At 57.7% G+C, this 11,934-nt stretch carries 13 protein-coding genes; 3 read left to right on the forward strand and 10 right to left on the reverse strand.

The features are described 5' to 3' along the window. Window positions 1-62: 62 nt before the first annotated feature. The 8 genes from LH464_RS19795 to LH464_RS19830 form a co-directional block, all read right to left on the reverse strand. The gene (locus LH464_RS19795; RefSeq protein ID WP_226788138.1) at window positions 63-308 is read right to left on the reverse strand and encodes a hypothetical protein; all 246 of its coding nucleotides are present in this window, start codon (window positions 306-308) and stop codon (window positions 63-65) included. Window positions 309-532: 224 nt separating this feature from the next. Next, window positions 533-1,414, reverse strand: coding sequence for a carbon-nitrogen hydrolase family protein (locus LH464_RS19800; RefSeq protein WP_226788139.1), 882 nt, complete (start codon window positions 1,412-1,414; stop codon window positions 533-535). Continuing rightward, entirely contained in the window at window positions 1,411-2,061 is a 651-nt protein-coding gene (locus tag LH464_RS19805) for an RraA family protein (protein ID WP_226788140.1), read from the reverse strand. Before LH464_RS19805 ends, LH464_RS19800 begins: the two co-directional genes overlap by 4 nt. Before the next feature lie 21 nt (window positions 2,062-2,082). Next, window positions 2,083-2,949 (reverse strand): TauD/TfdA dioxygenase family protein, encoded by an 867-nt coding sequence (locus LH464_RS19810; protein ID WP_226788141.1) that lies wholly within the window; start codon window positions 2,947-2,949, stop codon window positions 2,083-2,085. A gap of 104 nt (window positions 2,950-3,053) precedes the next feature. Beyond that, a complete protein-coding gene (locus LH464_RS19815; protein ID WP_226788142.1) occupies window positions 3,054-4,142 on the reverse strand; it encodes an ABC transporter ATP-binding protein in 1,089 nt (362 codons plus the stop codon). Next, a complete protein-coding gene (locus LH464_RS19820; protein ID WP_226788143.1) occupies window positions 4,139-4,942 on the reverse strand; it encodes an ABC transporter permease in 804 nt (267 codons plus the stop codon). The genes LH464_RS19815 and LH464_RS19820 overlap by 4 nt, the downstream gene beginning before the upstream one ends. Before the next feature lie 9 nt (window positions 4,943-4,951). Continuing rightward, window positions 4,952-5,836 (reverse strand): ABC transporter permease, encoded by an 885-nt coding sequence (locus tag LH464_RS19825; RefSeq protein WP_390625020.1) that lies wholly within the window; start codon window positions 5,834-5,836, stop codon window positions 4,952-4,954. A 7-nt stretch (window positions 5,837-5,843) separates the two neighbouring features. Beyond that, complete coding sequence (locus tag LH464_RS19830; protein ID WP_226788144.1) at window positions 5,844-6,881, reverse strand: ABC transporter substrate-binding protein; 1,038 nt, start codon at window positions 6,879-6,881, stop codon at window positions 5,844-5,846. A gap of 265 nt (window positions 6,882-7,146) precedes the next feature. Between LH464_RS19830 and LH464_RS19835 the strand changes: the two genes are divergently transcribed. Continuing rightward, a complete protein-coding gene (locus LH464_RS19835; RefSeq protein ID WP_226788145.1) occupies window positions 7,147-7,848 on the forward strand; it encodes an autoinducer binding domain-containing protein in 702 nt (233 codons plus the stop codon). A 153-nt stretch (window positions 7,849-8,001) separates the two neighbouring features. On the opposite strand, the gene LH464_RS19840 is transcribed toward LH464_RS19835, so the two are convergent. Continuing rightward, complete coding sequence (locus tag LH464_RS19840; RefSeq protein WP_226788146.1) at window positions 8,002-9,006, reverse strand: sensor histidine kinase; 1,005 nt, start codon at window positions 9,004-9,006, stop codon at window positions 8,002-8,004. A 549-nt stretch (window positions 9,007-9,555) separates the two neighbouring features. Here LH464_RS19840 and LH464_RS19845 point away from each other — a divergent pair. Next, entirely contained in the window at window positions 9,556-10,464 is a 909-nt protein-coding gene (locus LH464_RS19845; protein ID WP_226788147.1) for a PhnA-like protein, read from the forward strand. Window positions 10,465-10,518: 54 nt separating this feature from the next. Continuing rightward, complete coding sequence (locus LH464_RS19850; RefSeq protein WP_226788148.1) at window positions 10,519-11,013, forward strand: YciE/YciF ferroxidase family protein; 495 nt, start codon at window positions 10,519-10,521, stop codon at window positions 11,011-11,013. A 201-nt stretch (window positions 11,014-11,214) separates the two neighbouring features. Here the strand turns inward: LH464_RS19850 and LH464_RS19855 are convergent, their stop codons facing one another. Further along, the gene (locus tag LH464_RS19855) at window positions 11,215-11,868 is read right to left on the reverse strand and encodes a DUF924 family protein (protein ID WP_226788149.1); all 654 of its coding nucleotides are present in this window, start codon (window positions 11,866-11,868) and stop codon (window positions 11,215-11,217) included. Window positions 11,869-11,934: the final 66 nt, after the last annotated feature.

The raw sequence follows: 11,934 nt of genomic DNA on the forward strand, positions 1-11,934 counted from the left end.
GGTCCCTATCGGCGCTCCCACCGCCGGACGATAGTCTCGTGATGGTCATGGTCAGACCTCACCTATCCGAGCGCGAGACGGGTGAGGCGCGCTTCCGTGACGCAAGGAAGCTGGTGAATGCCGCGAAGGTTGCGCTGGGAGAACGCGGACTTGAGACCATAAGCCTTCCCAGAGGCAATGTCGGCCCAGGCTCGGCGTGCGATAGCGTGGAGGCGCGCGCCATCGAGAACACCCTTGCATGCCGCTATATCGTCGCTGTTGTACCACCGAAAAGAGGTCGGTTTTGTCCTGCGGTTCTCGACGGCCATGGTCTGCCCTCCATTTCTGGAGAGAATTGTCACTTTGATCTCCGTTCAAGGAAAGACAATCTTCGGTAAACGCTGCACGCTTGTTTGCCGCAGATTTACAGTAACCCGCGGTGTATGGGCGCTGTGGATCGCGATCTCAGCGCACGTGTGTGCAGATCGGATCTGCGCATGAAGCCATGCCGCATGGGAGGGCCTGCGGGTCGATGTTCTGTCCGCGTGCCTCCCTATTCAGCGGCGGTGCGGTCGCTTGAGGGTGTATCGAATGCCGGGCAGATCCGGCACTTTGGAAAATCCTCTCGGTGCGCGCCCATTGGAATGAGAAGACGCACGTCGCGTAGCCGAGCCGCGTCGATATGGGCGGTGATAATACCAACACCATCAGAGGCACGCGCCACGACCTGTCCCCAGGGATCGCAAATCATCGAATTGCCGTAGTAGCTTCGCGTCTCGCCATTGGCGGCACTGTAGGAACCCCATTGTCCGCAGGCGACGAAGTAGCTCTGGAACTCGATTGCTCGCGCCCGGCATAGCACCTCCCAGTGATCCTTGCCGGTCTGCAGGGTGAACGCGGCCGGCAGAACGATCACATCGACTTGTCTTGATGCCAAAGCGTCGAATAGGCGTGAGAACCTCAAATCGTAGCAGATGGCGCAGCCAATCCTCAAACCATGCATTTCATAGACGAACAGGTCCTTTCCTCGGGCGACCGTGGCCGACTCCAGATAAGCTTTCCCGTCTGGCGCCGTGATATCGAAGAGATGAATTTTCCTGTAGCGGCCAACTTCTTCGCCCAAGTCGTTGAAGATCACGGAGGTGTTGAATATTTGCGTCTGGCCCGCGATGCGCTCGAGAATGCTCCCGGCATGAATCCAGACCCGATGGCGTCGCGCGACCATTCGCAACATTTCATAAGCCTTGCCACCGGGGATGCTATCGGCCGCCATGATCTTCTGTTGGGCAGTTCCGCCGGCCCAGTCGAAATGCTCCGGCAGGACCAATAGGTCAGGATTATCCCTTTGGATCGCCCGCCTCAGGAGAACCTCTGCCTGTTCCAGGTTACCTGCAACGTCGGGTTGGGAATTCATCTGGATCAGCGAGACCTTCATCGGTGTCCCTCCTGTTTGAAGTCGAATATGGATAGGCCGGCGGCTAGATGAGACCGCAGTTCCTTGGATCGGTTTTGGCGCTCGAGGGCTTGCATCGCCAGCAAATGCATATGGCCTGGCGCGGCGGTGAATATGCCGGACTCGTCTGCGAGAATAGCGTAGCCCGGTAGGACGACAGCACCACCGCAGGAGACAGGGACATTGATCGAGCCACCAATTTGGTAGGCGCGGTTCGTTGTCTTGGGCGAAACGCCTCGACACCAGACGGGAAGGCCGACCTCGTGTATTTCTGCAACGTCGGTGCATGGTCCATCGACAACGATCGCCGCTGCGCCTCGCGCCTTTGCCGCCGTTGCGACACCCCCTCCCACACAGGCAATGTCATCCTGGTCGACACGTGCAATGACCAGAACATCACCTGGTAGCAGTACATCTATGGCCTTGTAGATGATCGTGCCATCACGACCTGGTGCCGCGACCGTCACGGCCCGACCGGTAACCTTTGCGGGGAAGACCGGTCGCATTGTCGATGTCAGGAAGCCCAAATGCTCGATATGGCCTATCGTGGCTGTCTCAACGTCCTGCATGAGATCGCACAGATCCGCCGGGAGGGCCGGTGAGCCCTCCCCGATTCGATATTGTTTCATTGGATGAACCACTCGCTAGCATCAGATCGGGCGTTCGCCGGACGTTGTCGTCCGGTGCATGATCCTTGTAAAACCTGGATCGAACGAGTCGCGACGATGCATTGTGCAGCGATTGTCCCACATCATGATATCGCCCCTGTCCCACTTCTGGACAAAAACCGGCCCGCCTTCGGTCGTATGCTTCCAAAGTCGCGCGAGGAGCTCGTTGCTCTCATTCAGGGGCATGCCGACGATCCAGGCCCCTTCTATCGTACCCCCGAGATAAAGCGATTTTCGCTCGGTGTCGGCATGGGTACGCACAAGAGGATGAACCACGCCCTCCCACTCGCGGAAATCCTCACTGCGAGGCACGCTCTTTCCCAACCGGAGTTTCCCGGTCTTGTCGTAGACGCGCTGGAAGAAAATCTGGCGCCCATCAACGGCCTTGAGAAGGTCGTCGGGCAGCGTTTCATAGGCGAGATAGGTGGAGAGGAAGTAAGTGTCGCCCCCTTCTGGCGGGACCTCCACGGCATGTAGAATCGCACCCGCGGGAGGCTTCTCGTAGAACCATGTATCGGTGTGCCAGGTCGCCTCACTATTGCCCATCGCCCCGGTCGGTTTTCCATCCTTCATCGTGTTGGCGATCACCAGGATCTCCTTGTGAACAGGGTGTCCGCCTTCCTGGAGCTGCTTTGGATGGATGACGAATTCGCCGAAGTGGCGAGAAAAAGCGATATGCTGTTCATCTGTGATCGCAGCGTTCTTGAAGCGGAGGACGCCATACTGCAGCCAGTACTTTCGCACTTCCGCGATGTCATCCTTATCATAGGCATTGAAGTCGAACCCGACGATATCGGCGCAGACATTGTTTCCATCCTGCACGACGGAGACCTTCTTGATGTTAAGCATGCGTTGTCCTTTCCATTCGCGGTTTGCATTTGCACAGTAGGGAAGCGTGACGGCGTGACGCCAATACGCAGATGCTTCGATTGATCGCACAGCTGGAACAATGGTTACCGCGACAGAAGCTGGACGGCGTCCGGATCGATCGAGAGGAAGACCGCCTGGTTGACGGCGAGCCCCGGTAGGCGGGTCGAACGAACCAGCGACTTGAGGACCGTGCCGTCCTTCAATGTGATGAAGCAGTCGAAATAGGCGCCAAGATTGACGATCCGGCTAAGCGTTCCCTCGAGGCGATTGGGGAGTGGAGGAATTCCCTCGTCCGTTACCGCAAGTCGGACGGCCTCGGGACGGATGCAACAGTAGCGCGCATCGTGGCCGGACATGCCGTCTGGTATGAACACGCTCAAGGTGAGCCCCTTCGTCCCCAGGGAGACGAACCAATCATTCTCAATTTGGCGAATATCGGAAATGGGGAGAAGGTTCGACTTGCCGATGAAGTCGGCGACGAAACTTGAGCGGGGATGTTCGTAGATCTCAGCCGGGCGACCCGTCTGGGCGATGACACCATCCTGCATGACCACGATGCGATCCGACATGGCCATCGCCTCGTCCTGATCATGCGTGACGTAGACGAAGGTCATCGCGAGTTGCTCCTGGATGTCCTTCAGCTCGACCCGCATTGCTTCCCGCAGCTTCAAATCAAGGTTTGAAAGCGGTTCATCAAGAAGGAGAAGCGATGGCTCCGGCGCAATGGCACGCGCAAGTGCCGTGCGCTGTTGCTGCCCGCCGGAAAGTTCCTTTGGGTAGCGGTTTTCAAAGCCATCGAGATGGACGCGCCGGAGCGCATTCTGGACTGCATCGCGAGTTTCGCCGGCGGGTCGCTTTTTCATCTTGAGGCCGAAGCCGACGTTCTCCGCGATCGTCATGTGGGGGAAGAGCGCGTAGTTCTGGAACACCATGCCAATGCCTCTCTTTTCGGGAGGCACCCCTCTTTGGCTCTTTCCGCGAATGCGGATCTCTCCACTCGAAGGCTGGGCAAAGCCAGCGATCATATTGAGCGTCGTCGTCTTGCCGCATCCGGATGGCCCCAGGATGCTGACAAATTCTCCCGTGGGTATCGCGAGGTCGATATTGTTGACGACGAGATTGCTTCCAAAGGTCTTCGTGACCGAGACCATTTCGATGTCATTCGAGTTCATTTGCTTCCCCCGTGAATTTGAGCTGAGAAGCCGCCTATTCTCTCAAACAGGAGGATGGCAGCAAGGATGAAGGCGAGAGACGCCACGTTGACCGCGGCAAGGACGGGGTCGAGGCTGTATTCCATGTGATTGATCACGGTGATCGGAAGCGTCGTCTCGCCGGGCCGCACCAGAAAAACCGAAAGCGGAATGTTGTTGAAGGACAGGATGAAGGCGAATGTCATGCCCGAGAACAAGCCCGGCTTGATGATGGGCAGCAGGATGAAGCGTATCCGCTGAAACGAAGTTGCACCGAGAATGCGTGCGGCCTGATCCAGCCTTTTGTCGAAGTTGTACATCGCCCCTGCAATCATCCGCACGACAAACGGAAGCGTGAGGACGATATGCGCCATGATCAGTCCGGGCGTACCCAAAAGAGCATAGAACCCGGCTGATGAGAGGAACAGCACGATCGCGACACCCTTGACGATCTGCGGAACCGCCAAGGGAGAAACCAGCAGCGCCATGATCGCCTCGTGCCCTGGGCATTTCCGGTACGCTACGACATAGGCTGCAAGCAGGCCAAGCAGACCGCTTAGAACCGTCACAACGGCTGCAAGCTTGAGACTGAGAAGAAAAGGATCAAGCCAGCGACTGGCCGTCAATGCTGCGAACCAGCGCAACGTCCATTGCGATGGATCGAATGTAATGGTCGCTGTGGGACTGACTGACGCAGCAAAGACCACCAGGATTGGCAGAGCGATAAACGCGAGGATCAGGATCAGCGACAGCTGGAAAAAGATCGATAGGAACCGGTCCATTGCCATCCCTCAGATATGGAGTTTTCTGTGGAGGCGCGCTTCCACACGCGCCCCGATGAAAGCGATGGTCAGCATCATCACAAGCAGGATGACCGCCATGACGGCAGCGAACGGCCAGTCGATGTAGAAAAGGACCTGTTCGTAAACCATGGTCGCAATGACCTTGAAGCCCGCGCCACCAAGAAGGGCCGGCGTCGCATAGGCACTGGCAGCCATAGTGAACGCGATCAGCAGCGAACTCACGATACCGGGCACGGACAGCGGCAGGATGATATGCCGGATGATCGACACTCTCGATGAGCCCAGGATTTGTGCGGCACGCTCCAGATTGGGATCAATGCCCTGAATACTCGTCAATAGCGACAGGATCCCGAAGGGCAGGACGACATGCGTCAGCCCGATGACCACACCGATAAGGTTCTTGGACAAGGGCAGAGGTTCGGAGATCAGCCCTGACCATGTCAGGAGGTTGTTGATCGCACCGTGATCTTCCAGGATAACCAGCCATCCATACGTCCGAAGGACAACTCCTGCGAGTTCCGGGGTGATCGCAAGCGCGAAGACGACCACGCGCCATCGTGAGGTCGATCGCGCGAGATAGTACGCGACCGGATAGGCCATGACGGTCACGCAAAGTGCGACAAGACCCGACATCAGCGCGGTGCGCCACAGACCGGCCAGCATTAGATCGTCGCCGAAAAAGCGCACGTAGTTGTCGAGCGTCAGTATCCCGGTATCCGCATCGTGGAAGCTCAACCCGATCATCATTCCCATGGGAATGGCGAACGCAATCATCAGGACGATGAGCGGCGGCGCAAGCGGGAAATATCGACTGAGCCGGACGGGGAGATGGGTTGGCTGGCGCAGGGCAGACAATGTCTCGATGGATGACATCCTCACATCACCTCGCCTGTGTCACGACTTCGCGTTCCCACCGAGCACCCCATTCGGGCAGCCGCTTTGACAGCTCGGTCAGGTCTGGCAGTAGCAGCGCTTTTAAGTCCGCTTCGGTCGTTATCTGCCGCGCCCGCACATCATCCGGAACGTCGATATCGGGACGGGCGCTCCCGACTTTGTAGCCGGTAACCCAGGCCTCCTGGCTCGTCTTTTCCAGCCAGAAGTTCACGAACTTGAGGGCCAAGTCCTTGTTTTCCGAGCCCTTCGGCACGTTCAAGGTGGCGATGAGCGGAACAGTTCCTTCCTTCGGCCTTACATAGTCAATGGGTATTCCACTATCCATCAGCAGCTGGGCACGGCCGTTCCAAAATGGCATCGCCCATGCACGGCCGTCCTTGATGTAGTTCTCCATGACCGCAGACGCCTGCTCGAAGCCGATCGAATGCTTGGCGAGCTTGGCCGTCGCTTCGAAACCGGGACCGATGTCATCGAGGAGATCCCCTCCATGGCTCACCGACATGACTTCGACGAGGTAGGCGGCCATGACGTTCTGGAACGTCGGCAGGATGACCCTGCCTTTCAAACCGTCGTCCAAAAGGGCAGACCAGGATGTTGGCGCGACAGGCAGCTTGTCTTTCCTCCAGACGAGGGAAAGATACTGAAGTTCGTGGACCGCTCCACACTCACCAGCCATGGCCCGAACATTCGGATCAAGGGCTGCAATATTGGAGACAGCGTCGGGGGTTAGTGGCTCGAGTAGGCCGTCGCGGCAGCCATCGAGCGATTGCGCGGCTGTCATAACGACGACGTCGAAGCCTGGACGACCGGCAGTAGCTTTGATCTTCGCGTAGTCCTGGGATGCCGAGCCGACGGCGTCATATATGACTGTTACGCCGAACTGATGCTCGAAAGGCGCGATGATCCTTTCTCGGATGATATCCTCGTAGGGACCACCGTAGCTGTTGACGATCAACTCTTCCGCGGAGGCGCCATGCCCCGTCCCAATGATGCCAAGTGTGGCTAAGAGTCTGGAAATCTTCACGCCTGCGCTCCTCCATTGCTGAATGTCCTGCAACACTGGACGGCGGCGCCAGGTGATTACCAATACTGAATGGTCGCGATTGATTGGCTATGAGGATTGATCTTCTGCAGACCTGTTCCATCAATTGAGAGGGCGCATGCCCAATATGTAATAGATCGTCATATTTTTGTCGGTGAGCGAAGTATAATTGCACCTGCGACTTGGGGACTACTCATAATTGCAGCTGAGGTGCGCCCGAAATGAAGGCGCGTCGGGAGGATCTAGAATGGATGAATGGTTTGATAGGCTCATCGAACATGTAACGATGGCCCAGGATGATGCCATGGTGAAGGACGCGCTGGAGCAGCTGGCGCTCGAGGCAGGCTTCGAGTCCTATGCGTATCTGTGCCTCTATGCCGATAATCAGGAAGCAATCTCCAATTACCGGCTGGAATGGCAGCAGCTCTATTTTCAAAAGTCCTACGCAAGCATCGACCCGGTCATCCGGCGCGCATGGAATGGCATGGAGGGGTTTGCGTGGTCCAATAGCGCCTCCCACACCGTCTCGAAGGAACTGCGTGCCTTCTTCGGTGAAGCCGCAGAATTCGGCATCCAATCGGGCATCACGATCCCGATCAGGACGGGGTTCTCACGCTTCGCCATGCTGACGCTTGCATCAAGCAAGCCAGGCTTCGCATCCAGCTGTACCTTTAGTCCGGTCCTGGCTGCAGCTGCTATAGGTCAGTTGCATTGTCAGTTGCGCATGCTGCGCGCACGGCCGACAGATCAGACCAGGATCCGCCTGAAGGCGGCTGAACGCATCTATTTACGCTGGTGCGCGGAAGGCAAACGAATGAGGGATATCGCCGTCATCGAAAATGACACGCCCGGTAATGTCGCCTTTCACCTGCGCAATGCCAAGGCTGCGCTCGGGGCGACCACGCTGCCGCAGGCCACAGCCATGGGGACGGAATTGAGGATCATCTAAGCGAGTTTGACTGCGAGTTGACCAATTGGATCTGTCGTCCAACATCTGCGGGCTACTTCTCGAAACCCTGTAGATTCACCATGGTCTTCAGCCGTTCGACCGGTCAAAAAGTAGGTGGGGGCCGTTGGCAGAACAGGCCATCCGCGTCCATCGCTAGCTGGACAGGCGATGTCCATCAATACGCAGGGTAACCAGCAAACCTCCGCTTGACCATTCGTGCTTAAGAGTTCCGCCTAGATGGCCTGCCAACGTACGGCGTAAAAGCTTGCTACCGTATCCACCGGGTCCCTCCGGCGCGATGACTTCGGGGCCACCTCTCTCCGTCCACCGGATTTCGACGTCATCTCCGATCATCGTTCCTGATACGTCCAAGGTTCCTTCAGAGACGGACATAGCCCCATACTTCAGGGCATTTGTCGCCAACTCGTGGATGACCAGCGCCAGGCCCGTCGCCGCCCCCTCGCCAACACCAATGCGCGGGACTGCCACTCTTATCCTTCCGGCGAATGCTCCATCGTCGTCATATGGAGCAAGCAAGACGGTGAAAATATCCCCGAGGAGCGCAGCATGGCCCTGCCCGCTCGGTAGCGGCCGAACGAGATCATGGGCTCGACCGAGCGCCGTCAGGCGATTGGTCAGTTGCTTCGTCATATCCTCAATCGAAGTAGAGGAACGCGACGTGATCAAGGTTAGGCCGGAGGCAATCGCTAGAAGGTTCTTGACCCGATGGCTCATCTCCCCAGCAAGAAGCTCCTGGCTTTCTTCTGCCTGCTTGCGCCCTGTGACGTCCAGAAAAATGCCCGTCATGGTGCGGTTCTTCATCCCGTCATCATTCCCTTGTCCACGTGCTGATATCCACCGAACCTCCATGCCCACGAGAATGCGGAAGTCGATCTCGTAAGGTCCGATGATGGCTCTGGTTGCGGAGAAAGCCGCTCTTACGCGGTCCCGGTCGGCAGGGTGAATCTTCTCAGAGAGATGTTCAAAGCTCAGGGGGACATCTCGTGTCACATCCCAAAGCGCATACCCATACCTGTCCATCAGCAGGCGGTCTGTGTCTACCTGCCAAGACCACAAGGCCACGCCGGCGGCTTCAATGGCGCGATGAAATTGTTCTAGCCCCCAATCGGGATGGCTGTCGTCTGTGTCCGATGTCACGGTATTGTTAGACCTTCCTGGTGCGCCTTGCTGAAAGAGTTACTGAAAGCGGCAACCCGGCACTCCTCATTGATAGCACGAGGTTCGCGCCTGCAGGGTCTTTTCTTAGCGTGCATGCGGGGCGAAGAACCTCAGTTGCCTCAACCACACCAACGAAATCCGAAGTGTATCGTGAAGATGCCGTCGAAGGGTGCCCGTACAATTCAAGATCTCACGCTGCGCTAGACTGCGGAACACCGGAGGAAACGACCTCTGGTGCGCCGTCCAGAGGGGCGATTTTGAGTGAGATGATGAGGCAAAAGGGACGCGGCGGAAGGGCGACACCTCCCTTTCCGCCGCGACTTGTCAACTTCGAGACAGGACGATCACAAACTCCCCTTGCCTCCCCCAGATAGAATTGACCCTTCGGTCTTCTTCAACCGACGGAAGCAACGCTCGCCCGCCTCGATGGTGTCGAAGCTCCGGTGACGGAAGTCTATACGGGAACTAGCGCGCCTTCTGGACGTTAGGGGGGCACTCTCGATCCCGAGTAGTGCCTGGAGCACCATTATGACAATCCCCGTCTCGACCCACGGTCCCCACACCGCCGTCACAAGCAGCGCGTCGGAAACAGAAGCATATAACAAAGTCAGCTGGGGGGCGATTTTCGCGGGTGTCGCGATCGCTCTCGCTGCCCAGTTCCTCCTGAATCTAGTTGGCGTCGGAATCGGCGCAGCCGTCCTTGACCCGACGACTTCCGACAATCCGGCAGCCAGCACATTCTCCATTGGTGGCGGTATCTGGTTTGTCCTGGCGGGTATCGTGGCGGCATTCCTCGGTGGCTACATCTCTAGCCGCCTTTCTGGACGCCCGAGCAAGTCGACAGGCGGATATCACGGCCTAACGACCTGGGCGGTTACGACGCTGGTCGTTCTATACCTGCTGACGACTTCGATAGGCGCTCTTGTCGGCGGTGCGTTCAGCGGACTGACAAGCATCATCGGCGGAGTCGGTCAGACTGCGGCAACAGCGGCTACAACCGCGGCGCCTGCGCTCGCCAATACAGCCAACCCGATGGCGGGAATTGAAGAGCAAATACGTTCTTCCACGGGCAATGACCCGCAGGCTCTTCAGAGCGCTGCCATATCGTCGGTCAGGGCTCTTGTCACGGGAGACGAAGCAGCGGCCGAGGAAGCACGCACTCGTGCGGCTGACGCGGTTTCCAAAGCACAGGGTATTCCTGTCGATCAAGCCCGCACACAGGTTGAACAGTACGAGCAGACGTACCGCGAGAACCTGGAAGCCGCCAAGCAGCGGGCTGCCGAGGCTGCCGAAACGGCTGCCGCTGTCGTGTCGGCAGGAGCCATACTTGGCTTTATCGCGCTGGCACTGGGTGCCGTTGCTGGATGGTTTGGCGGCGTATCGGGGACCAAGCGAAATGCTCTCCTCGTCCGTCCAGCTCCAGCCCGCACCAGGTGACAACAAATCGGCGGGATCCTCCCCCGGTTTAATAACCAACAGAACGGAGCCGTTATGGCCGACGTAAAGAAACTTGACGATCTTTTCCATGACACCCTGAAAGACGTCTATTTCGCCGAGCGAAAGATCGTGGAGACGCTGCCTAAAATGGAACGGGCCGCATCCAATAGCCAGCTGAAGGCCGCCTTCACGAAGCACCTCAGCGAAACCAAGGTCCATATTGAACGTCTTGAGCAGGTGTTCCAGATCATCGGAAAGAAGCCCGAACCAAAGACCTGCGCCGCCATTCTGGGTATCACCGACGAAGGCGCAGAGATTATGAAGGAATACGCAGGCTCGCCTGCGCTCGACGCTGGGCTCCTGGCCGCGGCACAAGCGGTAGAGCATTATGAAATGTCGCGCTATGGCACGTTGCGTACCTGGGCTCTGGAACTTGGTTTGAATGACGCCGCAGGTCTGTTGCAGACAACTTTGGATGAGGAACAGGAGACCGATCTCGCGCTGACCTCAATTGCGACCTCTGTCGTGAACCAGAATGCGGAAGCCTGAGGCAGTATCGAACTAACTCGTCACCGATCGTTCGAGGGACATCGGAACCATCAGTCCCACCGAACGATCGGTTGATTTCTCGCCACATGAAAGCGCTCCGGTCGCGGGCTGTTTGGCGCCATTTGAGCCTGCACCAGAGGATGCGTTGTCGGCTTGGCCGCAGGGATGGTTACAATCCGCGGGCGTGGTCTAACGAAGTATTCAGGTGGTTGGCGGGACCCGCAGATGCGGAAACCTGCCTTCGGCGATGTACCTCTCTTCCTCAGGTGTCGATATCCTCCCGAGCTGCTCGTTGCGATGAGGATGGCGTCCGAACGCAACGATCACCTTGCGCACCTCGACCGGCTGTTGTGCGGCAAACTCATATCCCGCCCGAAGAAACTCCGGCGCTTCCGCCAGAATATCTTGTGCCAACCCCACCACTTTCTCGATCCGCTCGAGATGATCGGGGCCTTCGCAATGGGCGAGTGGCAGATTGTACATTGTCTTGTACCAAGGTGTGGTCAGAGCGTCGTAGTGGCCGTTGGAGTAACCTTCTAAAGCTACCGCGAGAGCCTGTTCGTCGAGGGAGAAAGCGCGGGCCGTGCTGCGCCAGATCGACCGCGGAAACTGGTCGAGCACGAGGATGAGCGCCAGCCTGCCAAGGGGGGCGCTCGACCAATGATCCAGTTCGCCCCGCGATGCCCGTTCAGTCAAGTCGGTGTATTGGGTTATGATCGCTTCGTCCGCTCCACCGCGCATCCTCCACATCCAATATTCGCGATGTGCGGCGTCGTCGAAGTCCGGATTGAGCCGCTCCGGAAACCAGAAGTCCAATACTCCGTACCATTCGGGGTTTTCGTTAACTTTGCTCATGACCCACTCTTTTGATCAATGCTCCGCTTCCGAACCAGGAAAGTCAGCACGCGCACCCGTTAACTC

It is taken from the genome of Pseudorhizobium xiangyangii (assembly GCF_020531965.1).
GTDB lineage: Bacteria > Pseudomonadota > Alphaproteobacteria > Rhizobiales > Rhizobiaceae > Neorhizobium > Neorhizobium xiangyangii.